Below are 16,427 nucleotides of genomic sequence, written 5' to 3' on the forward strand. Positions count from 1 at the left end.
GGTTGTGTCCCAGCCCCCCTCGAATTCCCCCGGTGGCTTTTCTGTGACTCAGATCCCGACGTGGAGCGGCGGACCAGTGAGTCCCCCCAACGGACGCGCGACCCCCGACACGACCATAGGCGGCCGTTACTCGCTGCGTTCGACGGTGGGCAACGGCGGCATGGGCACGGTCTGGCGTGCCACAGACACGCTCCTGCGGCGAGACGTGGCCGTCAAGGAGGTCGTCCTGCCCCCGGGTCTGGCCCCGAGCGACCGCGACGCCATGTACGAACGCACCCTGCGCGAGGCCCGCGCCGCCGCCGCGATCCAGCACCCGGCCGTCGTCCAGGTCTACGACGTGGTCACCGAGGGCGGCCGGCCGTGGATCGTGATGGAGCTGCTCGACGCCCGCAGCCTCGCCGACATGGTGATCGAGGACGGGCCGGTCGCGCAACGGGTCGTCGCCAAGATCGGCATCGCGCTGCTCGGCGCGCTGGAGGTGGCGCACGCGATCGGCGTGCTGCACCGCGACGTCAAGCCGGCCAACGTGCTGATCTGCGCCGACGGCCGCTGCGTGCTCACCGACTTCGGCGTGGCCCGGATGCCCACCGACGTGCAGCTCACCACCCCCGGCATGGTGCTCGGCTCGCCGCACTTCATCTCCCCCGAGCGGGCGATGGGCCAGGAGTTCGGCCCGCCGAGCGACCTCTTCTCGCTGGGCGTCACGCTCTACACGGCGGTGGAGGGGCGACCCCCGTTCGACAAGGGCGACCCGATCGAGACCATGCACGCCGTGGTCGAGGACCCGCCCGCCCCGCCGCAGCGCAGCGGGCCGCTGGAACGGGTCCTGATGGGCCTGCTCGAGAAGGACCCGGCCCGCCGCCTCGACGTGCACACCGCCCGGGCCATGCTGCGCGAGCTGCTCGCCGGCCCGCTGACCAGCAACGCCGCCGCGGTGAACTCGGTGACCGATCCATACTCCGTGGTGCCGGTCCCGCGGTCCGTGCCGACCGCGCCGGCCGCCCAGCCGGAGCAGCCGACGCCGAGCGGGCAGATCGGCGGGCGGGCGATGCTGAACCCCGGCGAGTCGCTCACCGACCGGCTGGCGGCGCTGCGCCGGGGCGAGCGCCCCGCCCAGGCCGCCCTGCCCGCCGCCCCCGCCGCGATGGACGACACCAGCGCCGACGCGCTGGCCGGGCCTTTGCACACCCCCACCGGCGCGATGCCGGCACCGAACGGGTCCACGCCGGCCGGCCGCACCTACGGCGGCCCCGAGGCGACCCAGCGGATGACGGCCGGCGGCAACGACGCCACCCAGCAGATGCGGACCAACGCGGCCGGCCTCGTCGGGTTCAGCGGCCCGACGGAGGTGACCCCGCGGGTGGGGGCGGGCGCGCCCGTCTTCGGCACCCCGCCGGAGGCCACCCAGCGGGTGAGCGCCGGAACGCCGGTCTTCGGCGCGCCGCCCGAGGCCACCCAGCCGGTCGGCGGCACCTACGGCGGCGGCCAGTGGTCGGTGCCGGGCACCGGGCAGCCGTGGGCGACCCCGGCCACCGCGCCGGCCGCGGCCGGCTCCGGCGGCGGATTCGCGGGTCGGGTGGGTGGCGTCGTCGGCACGGTCAAGGGCTGGCCGCGCAAGGTGCAGCTCGCCGCCGCCGGCGGCCTGGCCGTGGTGCTGCTGATCGGGGCGGTCGCCCTGTTCAGCGGCGGCGGCGACCCGCCGCCGACCGTCCCGCAGGCCGCCCCCACCTCGCAGGCCCCGGCCGGCGGCGTGCCCGAGATGAAGGAGCACACCGGCAAGGGCGTACGGGTCATGGTGCCGCAGGGCTGGGAGCTCAACAGCGCCGGCAACTGGGTGGACTACGTCGACCCGGAGGACGAGGGCCGCAAGGTCCGGATCCTGGTGGAGGACTTCCGCACCAACTCGATGCGCTGGGCGGAGGTCGCCGCGGACGGTCTGAAGAACCGCTCCAAGTCCTGCGCCAAGCCGTACACCCAGCTCGCCATGGACGAGGTGCAGTGGGTCGGCAAGGCGGCGGCCGAGCTGGAGTACACCTGCGGCGAGGGCGAGACCAAGCGGCACGGCGTGTGGCGTGGCGTCGTCCACGAGGGCAAGGTCTACTCGTTCTACCTCACCTCGAACGACGCCAGGTTCGCCGACAGCCGGCCGATCTTCGAGGAGATGGTGAAGTCGTTCCAGCTCACCGAAGCCGGCTGAGCGCGGGGGTGATCCGCTGGCGTGCTATCAAGAGACATGCCGGCGGAAACCACTGACATCGATGACATTCGCGAGCAAGCCCGGCGCTGGCTCGACGACGACCCCGACCCGGCCAGCCGGGACGAGCTACAGGCGGTGCTCGACCGCCTGCCGGCGAGCGCCCCGGAGCTGGCCGACCGGTTCGCCGGCCCGTTGACCTTCGGCACCGCCGGGCTACGCGGCCCGCTGCGCGCCGGCCCGAACGGGATGAACCTCGCGGTGGTCACCCAGGCCGCCGCCGGGCTGGTCGGCTGGCTCGCCGCCCAGGGCGGCTCCGGCCCGCTGGTGATCGGGTACGACGCCCGGTACGGCTCCCGGCAGTTCGCCGAACGGACCGCCCAGGTCGCCACCGGCGCCGGACGCCCGGCGCTGCTGCTGCCCCGCCCGCTGCCCACCCCCGTGCTCGCCTACGCGGTGCGCCACCTCGGGGCCGTCGCCGGGGTGATGGTGACCGCCAGCCACAACCCGCCCCAGGACAACGGCTACAAGGTCTACCTCGGCGCGGAACTGGGCGGGGCGCTCGGCGCGGGCGCCCAGATCGTGCCGCCGGCCGACGCCGGCATCGAGGCCGCGATCCGGTCGGTCGGCCCGCTGGCCGAGGTGCCGCTCGGGCCGGCCGGGCAGGTGCTCGGCGACGACCTGGTGACCTCCTACGTGGAGCGGGCCACCGCCGTCATCGACCCGGACGGGTCGCGCGACCTGACCGTGGCGTACACGCCGCTGCACGGGGTGGGAGCGGCGGTGCTCACCGCGGTGTTCGCCCGGGCGGGCTTCCCGGTGCCCGGGATGGTGCCCGAGCAGGCGGAACCGGACCCGGCGTTCCCGACCGTCTCCTTCCCCAACCCCGAGGAGCCGGGGGCGGTGGACCTGCTGGTCGCGCTCGCCGAGTCGACCGGGGCGGACATCGCCATCGCCAACGATCCGGACGCCGACCGCTGCGCGGTGGCCGTACGGGACACGGGGCCGGCGGCGAGCGCGGGCGGCGAGGTCGCCGGCCCGGACGGGCCGACCGGGAACCCGTCCGGCTGGCGGATGCTGCGCGGCGACGAGGTGGGCGTGCTGCTGGCCGACCACCTCATGCGGCGCGGCGTGACCGGCCTGTACGCCACCACGATCGTGTCGTCGTCCCTGCTGCGGGCGATGTGTGCCGCCCGGGGCCTGCCGTACGACGAGACGCTGACCGGGTTCAAGTGGATCGTGCGGGCCGGTGGCGGGACCGCACCGCTGGTCTTCGGCTACGAGGAGGCGCTCGGCTACTGCGTGGCCCCGGAGCACGTACGCGACAAGGACGGCATCACCGCCGCGCTGACCGTCGCCGAGCTGGCCGCCGGGCTCAAGGCGCAGGGCCGCACCCTGACCGACCGGCTGGACGAGCTGGCCGCCGAGTTCGGCGTACACCACACCGACCAGTACTCGGTGCGGGTGGACGACCTGCGGCTGATCGCCGACGCGATGGCCCGGATCCGGGCCGCGACGCCGACCGCGCTGCTCGGGCAGCCGGTCACCGAGGCCCGGGACCTGCTCCCCGAGGCGGACGTGGTGATCCTGCGCACCGACGCCGCCCGCGTGGTGATCCGCCCCTCCGGCACCGAACCGAAGCTCAAGGCGTACCTGGAGGTGGTGGAGCCGGTGACGAACGGCGACGTCGCCGCGGCCCGCACCCGCGCCACGAACGCGATAACCACCCTCCGCACCGAAATCGCCACCACCCTGGCCCTCTAACCCTCACCCCACCCCACACCCACCCCCACCTCCCCGCCCACCCTCGCACCCGCCGTTGTCGATCAAGACGTTTGCGTCCTGGAACGTGCTTCCCCGAGACGCAAACCTCTTGATCACCGCAGCTGACGGGCGGCGGGGGCCGCAGGCAAGGGGGTGGGGTGGGTGGGGTGGGTGGGTCAGGGGCGGGGGCCCAGGGCGGCGTTCACGGCGTGGCCCAGGGCGGCCACGACGAGGCCTACCGAGGGGCGCACGACGGAGTCGTCCAGGCTGACGGTGCCGGAGAAACCGGCGCCGCCCGCGATCTCCTCCAGCCGGTGTCGGGCCTCCAGGGCCGCCTCGCCGGTCAGGCCGAGCGCCGGCTCCATCCGCAGGACCGCGACCAGGGTGGCCAGGGCGGCCGTCCGCTCGTCGGGCAGTTCGCCGCTGGCCAGCGCCTCGGCGAGCCGGCGGCGGGTGTCCGCCTCGACGGCGGGGTCCACCGTCGGGTAGCGGTGCACGTGGATGAAGCCCAGTTCGGTCTCGTCGACGTCCCGCACCACGCCCCGGGCGCACAGGTCGCCGAGGATCTTGTCGCGCAGGCCGTGTCGTAGCCGCTGCACCCAGGACGCGGGGCTGCGCGGCGTGTCGGCGGCGATGCGGTCGAGGACCCCGTCGGCGAGCGGATCGCCGATGGGCGTCGGGTCCACCGCCGCCAGGGTTCCCTCGGAGTACACGACCCGCCCGGCCAGGGCCAGTTCGATCAGCACCGCGGCAGCCATCCCCAGGTCGAGGCTGATCCGCGGCATGGTCGCCTTGCCGGTCTCGTCGTCGTACGCGAGGAGAAGCAGCTCTTCGGCGAGCGCAACACCAGTCATGGCCCGGAACGGTAGCGGCTGCGCGCATCCCGCGCACGGACTCGCGCGCAGCCGCGCGGCGGACCTCAGAAGCGGGGCATCCCACCGAACTGACGGTCGCCGGCGTCGCCGAGCCCCGGCACGATGAACATCATGTCGTTGAGACCCTCGTCGATCGAGGCGGTGACGAGGCGCAACGGCAGGCCGGAGCGCTCCAGCCGCTCGATGCCGACGGGCGCGGCGAGCACGCAGAGCACGGTGATGTCGGTGCAGCCCCGGTCGGCGAGCAGCCGGCAGCAGTGTTCCAGCGAGCCGCCGGTGGCGAGCATCGGGTCGAGCACCAGCACCGGCAGGCCGCTCAGGTCCCGTGGCAGCGACTCCATGTAGGCGCGCGGCTCGTACGTCTCCTCGTCCCGGGCCAGGCCGACGAAGCCCATCGAGGACTCCGGCAGCAGGCCGAGCGCGGCGTCGGCCATGCCCAGGCCGGCCCGCAGCACCGGCACGAGCAGCGGCGGGTTGGCCAGCCGGGTGCCCTCGGTGCTGGTGACGGGGGTCTGCACCGGGTACTTCTCGACGGGGAACGAGCGCGCGGCCTCGTACACCAGCATGGTGGTGAGTTCGTGCAGCGCCGCCCGGAACGAGGAGGAGTCGGTGCGCGCGTCCCGCATGGCGGTCAGCCGTGACTGGGCGAGCGGATGGTCAATGACGTGTACGTCCACGATCGCTCAACCTACCGGTCCGCCCGCTCCGGCACTGCGGGGTGCGGGCGGAGCCGCGATTCCGCTCACCACCGGGCCGGCCGACGGCACCGTGACCAAGATCACTCGTCGGTCGGACGCGTAGACTTCGGTGCATGACGGCGACAGCGACGTCGGCCCGGTCGGAGCTCTCCGAGTTGGGACGATCCGAGACCGCTCTGCGGACCTTCCTGCACGGCCTACCCGGCGTGGACCAGGTGGGCGCGGAGCAGCGGGCGGCACAGCTCGGCACCCGCTCCATCAAGACCACCGCCAAGGCCCAGGCCATCGACCTTGCGATCCGGATGGTCGACCTGACCACACTGGAGGGGGCGGACACCCCCGGCAAGGTGCGGGCCCTCGCGGCCAAGGCGCTGCGCCCCGACCCGGCCGACCCGTCCTGCCCGCACGTCGGCGCGGTCTGCGTCTACCCGGCGATGGTCGGGCACGTGGCCGAGGTACTGCGCGGAAGTAAGGTGCACCTGGCGAGCGTGGCGACCGCCTTCCCGTCGGGCCAGGCCCCGCTCGAGGTCAAGCTCGCCGACACCCGGGCCGCCGTGGCGGCGGGCGCCGACGAGATCGACATGGTGATCAACCGGGGGGCCTTCCTCGCCGGCCGCTACTCGGAGGTCTACGACGAGATCGTGGCCACCAAGGAGGCCTGCGGGGACGCCCACCTCAAGGTCATCCTGGAGACCGGCGAGCTGGCCACGTACGACAACGTTCGGCGCGCCTCCTGGCTGGCGATGCTGGCCGGCGGCGACTTCATCAAGACCTCCACCGGCAAGGTGCCGGTCGCGGCCACCCCGCCGGTGACGCTGGTGATGTTGGAGGCGGTCCGCGACTTCCGGGCCGCCACCGGCCGGCAGGTCGGCGTGAAGCCGGCCGGCGGCATCAAGACCACCAAGGACGCCATCAAGTACCTGGTGATGGTCAACGAGACCGTCGGCGCGGACTGGCTGGACCCGGACTGGTTCCGGTTCGGCGCCTCCAGCCTGCTCAACGACCTGCTCATGCAGCGCACCAAGCTGACGACCGGCACCTACTCCGGTCCCGACTACTTCACCCTGGACTGAGAGCCGATGTTCGAATACGCACCCGCCCCCGAGTCCCGCTCGGTGGTGGATCTCAAAGCCTCCTACGGGCTGTTCGTCGACGGGAAGTTCGTCGACCCCGCCGACGGCGGCACGTTCAAGACGGTCAACCCGGCCTCCGAGGAGGTGCTCGCCGAGGTCGCCGAGGCCGGCGCGCAGGACGTGGACCGCGCCGTCCGCGCCGCCCGCGCGGCGTACGAGAAGGTCTGGGGTCCGATGTCGGGCCGCGACCGGGCGAAGTACCTGTTCCGGATCGCCCGGATCGTCCAGGAGCGCTCGCGCGAGCTGGCCGTGCTGGAGTCGCTCGACAACGGCAAGCCGATCAAGGAGTCCCGCGACGTCGACCTGCCCCTGGTCGCCGCGCACTTCTTCTACTACGCCGGCTGGGCCGACAAGCTCCCGCACGCCGGGTTCGGCGCCGACCCGAAGCCGCTGGGCGTGGCCGCGCAGGTCATCCCGTGGAACTTCCCGCTGCTGATGCTGGCGTGGAAGATCGCGCCGGCGCTGGCCGCCGGCAACACGGTGGTGCTGAAGCCGGCCGAGACGACCCCGCTGACCGCGCTGCTCTTCGCCGAGATCTGCCAGCAGGCCGACCTGCCGGCCGGCGTGGTCAACATCGTCACGGGCGCCGGCGAGACCGGCCGGGCACTGGTCGAGCACCCCGGCGTGGACAAGGTCGCCTTCACCGGCTCGACCGAGGTGGGCCGGGCCATCGCCCGCGCCGTCGCGGGCACCCGCAAGAAGCTCACCCTGGAGCTGGGCGGCAAGGCGGCCAACATCGTCTTCGACGACGCCCCGGTCGACCAGGCCGTCGAGGGCATCGTCAACGGGATCTTCTTCAACCAGGGGCACGTCTGCTGCGCCGGTTCCCGGCTGCTCGTCCAGGAGAACGTCGCCGACCGGGTGCTGGAGTCGCTGAAGCGGCGGATGGCCCAGCTGCGCGTCGGCGACCCGCTGGACAAGAACACCGACATCGGCGCCATCAACTCGGCCGCCCAGCTGGCGCGGATCCGGGAGCTGTCCGAGGCCGGGTCCGCCGAGGGCGCCGAGCGCTGGTCGCCGCCGTGCGAGCTGCCGGAGCGCGGCTTCTGGTTCGCGCCGACGATCTTCACCGGGGTCACCCAGGCGCACCGGATCGCCCGCGAGGAGATCTTCGGCCCGGTGCTGTCCGTGCTGACGTTCCGCACCCCGGCCGAGGCCGTCGAGAAGGCCAACAACACGCCGTACGGGCTGTCGGCCGGGATCTGGACCGACAAGGGCTCCCGGATCCTGTGGATGGCCGACCGGCTGCGCGCCGGCGTGGTCTGGGCCAACACGTTCAACAAGTTCGACCCCACCTCGCCGTTCGGCGGCTACAAGGAGTCGGGCTACGGTCGCGAAGGCGGCCGGCACGGGCTGGAGGGCTACCTCAATGTCTGAGCGGGTCGCGGTACGCAAGACGTACAAGCTCTTCATCGGCGGGAAGTTCCCGCGCAGCGAGTCGGGACGGTCGTATCTCGTGCAGGACACCAACGTGTCTCTCGCGTCTCGTAAGGACGCGCGGGACGCCGTCGTCGCCGCCCGTGCCGCCGTCAAGGGTTGGGCCGGGGCGACCGCGTACAACCGGGGTCAGATCCTCTACCGGGTCGCCGAGATGCTGGAGGGCCGGCGCGAGCAGTTCGTCGCCCTCGGCGTGCCCGGCGACGAGGTCGACGCGGCCGTGGACCGCTGGGTCTGGTATGCCGGCTGGTCCGACAAGCTCCCCCAGGTGTACGGCGGCGCCAACCCGGTCGCCGGGCCGTACTTCAACCTGTCGGCGCCCGAGCCGACCGGCGTGGTGGCCGTGGTGGCGCCGGAGTCCCCGGCGCTGCTCGGCCTGGTCAGCGTGATCGCCCCGGCGATCGTCACCGGCAACACCGTGGTGGTGGCGACCTCGCCGACGCAGCCCCTGGCGGCGGTGACCCTGGCCGAGGTGCTCGCCACCTCCGACCTGCCCGGCGGGGTGGTCAACCTGCTCACCGGGCGGATCACCGAGACCGTGCCGGCGCTGGCCGCCCACATGGACGTCAACGCCATCGACCTGACCGGGGTGGCCGACGCCGAGCTGGCGACGGAGCTGGAGGTCAAGGCGGCACAGAACCTCAAGCGGGTGCTGCGGCCGGTCCCGGCCGACCACGACTGGTCCGCCGACCCGGGCGTCACCCGGATGACCGCGCTGCTGGAGACGAAGACGGTCTGGCATCCCAAGGGGGTGTGACGGGTTCTGGCCTGGGGTTTTCCGGGGAGCCCCGCCCGCTCCGGGCGGTCAGGCTTGATCCCTGCGCGGGCGGGGCTCTCCGGAAAACCGTCCGCGGGCAGGTCCGCGGGAGGGGTCAGCTCTGGGGTGCTGGCCGGGGCGGGGTCTACTACCGGGGGTAGGATTGCGGTGTGACTCGGCTTGGTGATCTCGAACGTGCGGTGATGGACGTGCTGTGGGACTCGGTCCCGGGCACGTCGGACGGGATCACCGTGCGGGAGGTGGCCGACGCGCTCGACGGTCGCGAACTCGCGTACACGACGGTGATGACCGTGCTGGACCGGCTGGCCGGAAAGGGCATGGTGCAGCGTGAACGTGAGGGGCGGGCCTGGCGTTACCGGGCCGCCGCCAGCCGCGAGGCGCACATCGCCCAGCTCATGCTCGACGCCCTCGACCTCGGCGGCAGCCGGGACGCCGCGCTGGTGCGCTTCGCCCGTTCGGTGACCGGCACCGAGGCCGAGGTGCTGCGCGCCGCCCTCGGCGCCGAGGCCCACGGGACCGGGAGCGGCGGGGCCGCGCTGACCGACCGGGTCGAGGCGCCGTCGGCCGACGGAATCGGCCGGCGGGGGCGGGTCGACAAGGCAACGGACCGGTAGGGCAGCGGTCGTGGCGTACGCCCTGCACTTCGCCGCGTCGATGCTGGCCTGCTGGCTGACCGCGCAGGTGCTGGCCCGCTCCACCTGGACATGGCGCAGCCCCCGCGTGGCGATCGTCTGCTGGCAGGCGGTCGGGCTGGCCCTCGGGCTCTCCGCCATGGGCGTGCCGATGGCGCTGGGCCTGGCCGCCTACGACCGCCCGACCGGCAGCGCGCTGGTCGCCCTCGCCACCGACCTGAGCCACGGCACCCTGCCCGTCGGGCTGGGCGCGCCGCACCTGGCCGCCGTCGGGGTGGGCTTCGGCATCGGCGCGGTCCTGCTGACCACGACCGTGCGCAGCATCCACGGCACCGTACGCGCCCAGCGCCGGCACCGGGACCTGCTCGCCCTGGTCGCCCGCCGGGACCCGACGGTGCCCGGCGCGCTGGTGCTCGACCATCCGAGCGCGGCGGCGTACTGCCTGCCGGGGATGAAGCCCCGGGTCGTGGTCAGCGCCGGCACCCTCGACCTGTTGGACAGCGCCGAACTGGCGGCCGTCCTCGCCCACGAGCGGGCGCACGCCCAGGAACGGCACGACCTGGTCCTGCTGCCGTTCACCGCGCTCAGCCGGGCGCTGCCGTGGTTCGCCTGGGTCCGGGAGGCGCACGAGCGGGTCGCCCTGCTGGTCGAGATGCGGGCCGACGACAAGGCCCGGGAGGCGCACGCCGACGCCCCGCTGGCCGGCGCGCTGCGCCGCTTCGCCGCCGCCGGTAACCGGATCGCCCCGGCCGGCACCCTCGGGCTGGGCGACCGGGACCTCGACGTCCGGGTGCAGCGGCTCTTCGTCGCCGACCGGCCGCCCCGGCTGCTCGGTGCCACCGCGCTGGCTGTGGCGACCAGCGTGGCCGCCCTGCCGATCTCCCTCTTCCTGAGCTGACGGGGCGGGCCGGTCGTTCGGCCGCCCCGTGCCCCGCCCTGGAACCGCGCCCGCCGGAGTTACCGCTGCGTGGATGGCGTACGGCCATGCTGGAACCCGTCCCGCACCTCGACGGCCCCCACAACTACTACGACTCGTCGTAGAATCACTACGACAGGCCATAGTAGTTACATGTAGGCTACCTACGTGTAGGCTCGCTACGAAAAGTGAGCCAACCGTACGGAGAGCCGGCCATGGACACCCTGCTCCTCGCCCGCCTGCAGTTCGCCACCACCACCTCGATCCACTTCCTGTTCGTGGCGGTGACCCTCGGCCTGGTCACCCTGCTGGTGGGGTTGCAGACCACAGCCGTGCTGACCGGGAAGCCGGTCTACTGGCGGCTGACCCGGTTCTGGGGCCAGCTCTACGTGATCAACTACGTGCTCGGCATCGCCACCGGCATCGTGATGGAGTTCCAGTTCGGGCTGAACTGGAGCGGCCTGTCGCGCTACGTCGGCAACGTCTTCGGCGCGCCGCTGGCCATCGAGACGCTGGTCGCCTTCTTCCTGGAGTCGACGTTCCTCGGCATGTGGATCTTCGGCTGGCACCGGCTGCGTCGGGGCGTCCACCTCGCCCTGCTCTGGGGCGTCGCGATCACCGCGTACGCCTCCGCGTTCTGGATCATGGTGGCGAACTCCTGGCTGCAGAACCCGGTCGGCCACGAGGTGCGCGACGGGGTCGCCCACCTCACCGACTTCTCCGCGCTGCTGGACAACCCCACCCTCCACATGGCGCTCGGGCACGTCGTCACGGCAGCCCTGCTGGTGGGCGGGATGCTGATGGCGGCGGTCAGCGCGTGGCACCTACTCCGGCGCACCCCCGACTTCGCGTTGCACCGTAAGGGACTGCGGATCGGCCTGGTCACCTCGGCGGTGGCGATCTTCTTCGTGCAGGGCTTCGGCTTCGCCCAGTTCTTCGCGATCGGGGACGTGCAGCCCACCAAGTTCGGCGACAGCGCCGCCGCCGAACCACTGGTCGCCGACTGGACCGCCCGGTTCGGCCCCGGTGACTACACCCCGCCGGCACTCGCCAACGTCGGTCTCGGCTTCATGATCCTGATCGGTTTCGCACTCGGCCTGCTCTGGCTGCTGCTCCCGCTGCTCTGGCGGGACTGGGTGATCCGGCTGCGCGTACCGCTGTGGATCATCCTGTTCGCCCTGCCGCTGCCGTTCGTCGCGGTGATCCTCGGCTGGATCGCCCGCGAGGTCGGCCGCCAGCCCTGGGCCGCGTACGGGCTGTTGCCCGTCGACCAGGCGGTGTCGCCGGTCAGCCCGTGGCTGATGCTCGCCTCGCTGATCGGCTTCAGCCTGCTGCTCGGCACCCTCGCCGTCACCAACTGGGTGCTGCTGGCCCGGCACGCCGCCCGGGGCGCGGAGGACCCGGCCCTGGGCCGCCGCCCGAACCAGCCGCCGGCCGACCCCCGCCCCGAGCCCGCCTTCGCCTGAGGGAGACGACCGTGGAACTCGCCTGGTACGCCCTGCTCGGCCTCTTCTTCGCCGTCTACCTGGTGCTCGGCGGCTACGACTACGGCGTCGGCCTGCTGCTCGCCCGGGGCACCGACCCGGCCCGCCGCCGCGCCGCACTCAACGCGGTCGGCCCGTTCTTCCTCGGCAACGAGGTCTGGCTGGTGGCCGCCGTCGGCATCCTGTTCGGCGCCTTCCCCGTACTGGAGGGGGAACTGCTCTCCGGCTTCTACCCGGCCGTGTTCGGCGCGTTGACGGGGGTGGTCCTGGTGACCGCCGGCGTGCAGCTGCGCAGCCGCCCCGCCGGGCAGCAGGCCCGCGCCTGGTGGGACCGGATCGTGGTGGTCGGCAGCGTGCTCGCCGCGCTCGGCTGGGGTGCCGTGCTGGCGGGGATGCTCCAGGGCGTACCGCTGCACGCCGACGGCCACGTCGCCGGGGTGACCCACCTCTTCACCCCGTTCGTGGCCGCCGCCGGGCTCGCCGTCGTCGCGCTGGTCGCGCTGCACGGTGCGACCTTCCTCACGCTCCGGCTGCCCGCCGCCGACGCCGCGCCGGTCGGGCGGCTGGCCGCCAGGCTCGTCCCGGTGGCGCTTACCGCCGTCGGCGCGGCCACCGCCCTCGGCCTGCTCTCCGCCGACGTACGCGCCGCCGCGGGGCAGCCGGTGGTGGGCGTACTGCTGCTGTCGTTGCTGGTCACGGCGCTGTTGGCGGCCCGGGTGGCGCTCGCCCGGCGGCGGCCGGGGCTGGCCTTCGCCGCCACCTGCGCGGCCCTGGCGCTGCCGGTTGCGCTGGTCGGCGCGACGATCTGGCCCTACGCGCTGGTCTCCACGGTCGATCCGGGCGCGTCGCTGACCGTGGCCGACGCGGCGGCCAGCACCCCCACACTGCGGCTGTTGGGCTGGCTGACGCTGCCGCTCATGCCGGCCCTACTAGGCTTTCAGGCGATGTGCTGGTGGGTGTTCCGGGGACGGACCGACGGCAGGGCACCGGTGTACTGGTGAACCGCCGTCCCTTCGACCCGCGTCTGCTGCGCCGGGTCCCGGGGGCCCGGCGCGACCTCGCCGTGCTCGCGCTGCTCGGCGTGCTGGCCGCGGGGCTGGTCGTCGCGCAGGCGACCACGCTGGCCGCGCTGCTGGCGACCGCGTTCGACGGGCGGCTCGACCGGCCCGCGCTGGCTGGCTTCGCCGGCGCGGTGGCCGCCCGCTCGCTGCTGGTCTGGGCACAGGGCACGGTGTCGGCGCGGGTCGCGGCGACGGTCAAGGCGGCGCTGCGCGCGGACCTGCTCGGGGCGGTCGGGCGGCACGGTCCCGGCTGGGTCGCCGGTCAGCGCGCCGGGCAGCTCGCCACGCTGACCGGGCGCGGGCTGGACGCGCTGGACGCCTACTTCACCGGCTACCTGCCGCAGCTGGTGCTCAGCGTCACCGTGCCGCTCGCCGTGCTGGCCCGCATCTTCGTCGCCGACTGGAGCTCGGCGCTCATCATCGCGGCCACCCTGCCCCTGATCCCGATCTTCGGCGCCCTGCTCGGCTGGCAGGCGCAGGCCGCCACCGAACGGCAGTGGCGGCGGCTCTCCCTGCTCGGCGGGCACTTCCTCGACATGGTCGCCGGGCTGCCCACGCTGCGCGCGTTCGGGCGGGCCCGGACGCAGACCGAGGCCGTCCGCCGGATGGCCGACGGTCACCGCGTGGCGACCATGAAGACGCTGCGGATCGCGTTCCTGTCCGCCCTGGTGCTGGAGCTGGTGGCCACCCTCTCGGTGGCGCTGGTCGCCGTGCCGGTGGGCGTACGGCTGCTCGGCGGCGGGCTGACCCTGCAGACCGCGCTGCTGGTGCTGCTGCTCACGCCGGAGGCGTACCTGCCGCTCCGGGCGGCCGGCTCCCGGTTCCACGCCAGCATGGAGGGGCTCACCGCGCTGGACGAGGCGCTCACCCTGTCGGCCGCCGCCCCCGCGCCGACGCCGCGCGGCGAGGCCGCGGCCACCCCCGACGGCCACGGCGAGATCCGGTTCGAGGCGGTGACCGTGGCGTACGAGCGCACCACCGCCCTGCGCGACGTCACGCTGACCATCCGACCGGGCGAGCGCGTCGCGGTGATCGGCCCGAGCGGCGCCGGCAAGAGCACCCTGCTCGGCCTGCTGCTCGGCTTCGTCGCCCCGACCACCGGCCGGGTCACCGTCGGCGGAACGGACCTGGCCGACGTCGACGGTGACGGCTGGCGCCGCCAGGTGTCCTGGGTGCCGCAGCGGGCTCACCTCTTCGCCGCCTCGCTGGCCGACAACATCCGGCTCGGCGCCCCGGACACCCCGGACGCCGCGCTCGCCACGGCGGTCCACGACGCCGCCCTGGACGACGTGGTCGCCGGGCTGCCCGACGGGCTGGACACCGTGCTCGGCGAGCGCGGGCACGGCCTGTCCAGCGGGCAGCGGCAGCGGGTCGCCCTGGCCCGCGCGTTCCTGCGGGACGCACCCGTGGTGCTGCTCGACGAGCCGACCGCACGGCTGGACACCGCCGCCGAGGCGGTCGTCCTCGACGCCACCCGCCGCCTGGTGGCGGGGCGGACGTCGCTGCTGGTGGCGCACCGGCCGGCGCTGCTCGCCGACGCGGACCGGATCCTGCGGATCGAGGACGGCCGGGTCACGGAGCTGACGCCCACGTCGGCCGGGGAGGCGACCCGATGACCGACGAGACCGTGCCGTCCGGCACCCGGCCCGCGCCGGGTCGTGCCGGCTCCGCCGAGCGGGCCGTGCTGCGGCTGGCCCGGCCGTACCTGAACCGGCTGCTCGGCGCGGGACTGCTCGCCGCCGCGACCGAGTTCGCCGGCCTCGCCCTGATGGCCACCGCGACCTGGCTGCTGATGAGCGCCGCCGGCCGCCCCCCGTTGGACCGCCTCACCGTGGCGATCGTGGCGGTCCGGGCGCTGGCGATCAGCCGGGGAGTGCTCCGCTACACCGAACGACTCGCCGGGCACGACGCCGTGCTGCGGCTGATCACCGACGTCCGCGCCCGGGTCTTCGGCTCCCTCGCCGCCCGCCCGACGGCACGGCAGCGCTCCGGCGACGCGCTGAGCCGGCTCGTGTCCGACGTGGAGGCCGTCCAGGACCTGCTGCTGCGGGTGCTGGTGCCGGCATCAGCGGCGGCGCTGGTCAGCGTGGTCGCGGTCGGCGGGGCGGCGCTGATGTCGCCGGCCGCCGCCGGGGTGCTCGCGGTCGGGCTGCTGGTCGCCGGGGTCGCGCTGCCCGCGCTGGCCACCGCGGTGACCCGGCGCGCCGCCGCCGAACTGGCGCCGCTGCGCGGCGCTCTCGCCACCGACGCGGTCGACCTCACCCACGGCGCCGCCGACCTGGCCGCGTTCGGCGCCACCGGGCACGCGCTGGAGGCTGCCGGGGCACGGGCCGGGCGGCTGGCCCGGTTGGAACGGCGGCTCGCCGCCACCGGCTTCGCGGTCGACGCGGCCGGGGTGCTGGTGGCCGGGCTGACCGCCGGCGCGGTGGTGCTCGCCGCACTCGCCGACGGCGTGGGCGGGGTGCTCGTCGGCGTCCTGGCGGTCGGCACGCTGGCCGCCGTGGAGATCGCGCTGGCGCTGGTCGGTGCCGCCCGGCAGTGGACCCAGCTCCGGACCGGCCTTACCCGGGTGGCAGCGCTGCTGGACGCCCCGGCCGACCCGACCGCGTCCGACGGCGCGCAGGTCGGCCCCGGGCCGTACGAGGTGCGGTTCGAGGAGGTGACCGTCCGGTACCGGGAGGGCGCTCCGCCCGCCCTGGACGGGTTCAGCCTGGAACTGCCGCCCGGTCGCCGGGTGGCGGTGGTCGGGCCGAGCGGTGCCGGCAAGAGCACCCTGGCGGCCGTCCTCACCGGCGTGGTGCGCCCCGCGCACGGGCGGATCACCCTCGACGGGCGGGAACTGTCGGCGTACCGGGTCGAGGAGTTGCCCCGCGCCGTCGGCGGACTGCTCGCCGAGGCGTACGTGTTCCATGCCACCGTGCGGGAGAACCTGCTGCTCGGGCGGCCCGACGCCGACGAGGAGGAGCTGGCGGCGGCGACCGCGGCGGCCGGCCTGCTGGACTGGGTACGCGAGCAGCCGGACGGCTGGGACACCGTGGTCGGCGAAGAGGGCGGCCAGCTCTCCGGCGGCCAGCGGCAGCGGCTCGCGCTGGCCCGGGCGCTGCTCGCGGCACCGGGTGTGCTGGTGCTCGACGAGCCGACCGAGGGGCTCGACCCCGCCGCCGCCGACGCGGTGCTCGCCTCCGCGCTGGCGGCCACCCCGGCCGGGCGCTCCGTGCTGCTGATCAGCCACCGGCTCAGCGGACTCGCCGAACTGGACGAGATCGTGGTCCTGGACGCCGGCCGGGTGGCCCAGCGCGGCCGGCACGCCGAGTTGGTCGCCACCCCCGGCTGGTACCGGGACCAGTGGCTGATCCAGGAGGCGGCCGAACGCGGTTACCTGGCGCTGCGGCCCTGATCTCCGCCCGACCCGTCCCGCCCGCCGGCTCCGGGTCGGGCCAGGGTTGTCCCGGACG

The 16,427-nt window shown here is 74.3% G+C and carries 13 protein-coding genes; 11 read left to right on the forward strand and 2 right to left on the reverse strand.

Features of this window, described 5'->3' with window-relative positions; translation table 11 throughout:
- Positions 1-43 precede the first annotated feature (43 nt).
- Together AB0D32_RS02235 and AB0D32_RS02240 are read left to right on the forward strand one after the other, a co-directional pair.
- On the forward strand, positions 44-2,197 hold the full coding sequence (locus tag AB0D32_RS02235) for a protein kinase (RefSeq protein ID WP_357083457.1): 2,154 nt from the start codon (positions 44-46) through the stop codon (positions 2,195-2,197).
- Positions 2,198-2,233: 36 nt separating this feature from the next.
- A complete protein-coding gene (locus AB0D32_RS02240) occupies positions 2,234-3,958 on the forward strand; it encodes a phospho-sugar mutase (protein WP_357083460.1) in 1,725 nt (574 codons plus the stop codon).
- A 176-nt stretch (positions 3,959-4,134) separates the two neighbouring features.
- Here the strand turns inward: AB0D32_RS02240 and AB0D32_RS02245 are convergent, their stop codons facing one another.
- Both AB0D32_RS02245 and upp read right to left on the reverse strand, forming a co-directional pair.
- Positions 4,135-4,812, reverse strand: a complete 678-nt coding sequence (locus AB0D32_RS02245) for a GPP34 family phosphoprotein (protein WP_357083463.1) — start codon at positions 4,810-4,812, stop codon at positions 4,135-4,137.
- Positions 4,813-4,877: 65 nt separating this feature from the next.
- Positions 4,878-5,510, reverse strand: a complete 633-nt coding sequence (gene upp / locus AB0D32_RS02250; protein ID WP_357083466.1) for a uracil phosphoribosyltransferase — start codon at positions 5,508-5,510, stop codon at positions 4,878-4,880.
- 134 nt (positions 5,511-5,644) lie between these two features.
- Here upp and deoC point away from each other — a divergent pair, with 134 nt between their 5' ends.
- The 9 genes from deoC (at position 5,645) to cydC (ending at position 16,369) form a co-directional block, all read left to right on the forward strand.
- Complete coding sequence (deoC, locus tag AB0D32_RS02255; RefSeq protein ID WP_357083469.1) at positions 5,645-6,604, forward strand: deoxyribose-phosphate aldolase; 960 nt, start codon at positions 5,645-5,647, stop codon at positions 6,602-6,604.
- A gap of 6 nt (positions 6,605-6,610) precedes the next feature.
- Positions 6,611-8,041 (forward strand): aldehyde dehydrogenase family protein, encoded by a 1,431-nt coding sequence (locus AB0D32_RS02260; protein WP_357083472.1) that lies wholly within the window; start codon positions 6,611-6,613, stop codon positions 8,039-8,041.
- Complete coding sequence (locus tag AB0D32_RS02265) at positions 8,034-8,858, forward strand: aldehyde dehydrogenase family protein (RefSeq protein ID WP_357083476.1); 825 nt, start codon at positions 8,034-8,036, stop codon at positions 8,856-8,858. Before AB0D32_RS02260 ends, AB0D32_RS02265 begins: the two co-directional genes overlap by 8 nt.
- Before the next feature lie 170 nt (positions 8,859-9,028).
- The gene (locus AB0D32_RS02270) at positions 9,029-9,493 is read left to right on the forward strand and encodes a BlaI/MecI/CopY family transcriptional regulator (RefSeq protein ID WP_357083479.1); all 465 of its coding nucleotides are present in this window, start codon (positions 9,029-9,031) and stop codon (positions 9,491-9,493) included.
- A gap of 10 nt (positions 9,494-9,503) precedes the next feature.
- Positions 9,504-10,409 (forward strand): M56 family metallopeptidase, encoded by a 906-nt coding sequence (locus tag AB0D32_RS02275; RefSeq protein WP_357083482.1) that lies wholly within the window; start codon positions 9,504-9,506, stop codon positions 10,407-10,409.
- Positions 10,410-10,642: 233 nt separating this feature from the next.
- The gene (locus tag AB0D32_RS02280) at positions 10,643-11,893 is read left to right on the forward strand and encodes a cytochrome ubiquinol oxidase subunit I (protein WP_357083485.1); all 1,251 of its coding nucleotides are present in this window, start codon (positions 10,643-10,645) and stop codon (positions 11,891-11,893) included.
- 11 nt (positions 11,894-11,904) lie between these two features.
- Positions 11,905-12,912, forward strand: a complete 1,008-nt coding sequence (locus AB0D32_RS02285; protein WP_357083488.1) for a cytochrome d ubiquinol oxidase subunit II — start codon at positions 11,905-11,907, stop codon at positions 12,910-12,912.
- A complete protein-coding gene (cydD, locus tag AB0D32_RS02290; protein ID WP_357083491.1) occupies positions 12,909-14,588 on the forward strand; it encodes a thiol reductant ABC exporter subunit CydD in 1,680 nt (559 codons plus the stop codon). The genes AB0D32_RS02285 and cydD overlap by 4 nt, the downstream gene beginning before the upstream one ends.
- Entirely contained in the window at positions 14,585-16,369 is a 1,785-nt protein-coding gene (gene cydC / locus AB0D32_RS02295) for a thiol reductant ABC exporter subunit CydC (RefSeq protein ID WP_357083495.1), read from the forward strand. The genes cydD and cydC overlap by 4 nt, the downstream gene beginning before the upstream one ends.
- The last annotated feature ends 58 nt before the right edge of the window (positions 16,370-16,427 follow it).

The organism is Micromonospora sp. NPDC048170, from assembly GCF_040652795.1.
Taxonomy (GTDB): Bacteria; Actinomycetota; Actinomycetes; order Mycobacteriales; family Micromonosporaceae; genus Micromonospora.

Bases quoted from the DNA above. Each gene is read 5' to 3' on its own strand.
- AB0D32_RS02240 (WP_357083460.1), top strand. From the start codon at position 2,234: ATGCCGGCGGAAACCACTGACATCGATGACATTCGCGAGCAAGCCCGG.
- AB0D32_RS02245 (WP_357083463.1), bottom strand. From the start codon at position 4,812: ATGACTGGTGTTGCGCTCGCCGAAGAGCTGCTTCTCCTCGCGTACGAC.
- deoC (WP_357083469.1), top strand. From the start codon at position 5,645: ATGACGGCGACAGCGACGTCGGCCCGGTCGGAGCTCTCCGAGTTGGGA.
- AB0D32_RS02260 (WP_357083472.1), top strand. From the start codon at position 6,611: ATGTTCGAATACGCACCCGCCCCCGAGTCCCGCTCGGTGGTGGATCTC.
- AB0D32_RS02265 (WP_357083476.1), top strand. From the start codon at position 8,034: ATGTCTGAGCGGGTCGCGGTACGCAAGACGTACAAGCTCTTCATCGGC.
- AB0D32_RS02280 (WP_357083485.1), top strand. From the start codon at position 10,643: ATGGACACCCTGCTCCTCGCCCGCCTGCAGTTCGCCACCACCACCTCG.
- cydC (WP_357083495.1), top strand. From the start codon at position 14,585: ATGACCGACGAGACCGTGCCGTCCGGCACCCGGCCCGCGCCGGGTCGT.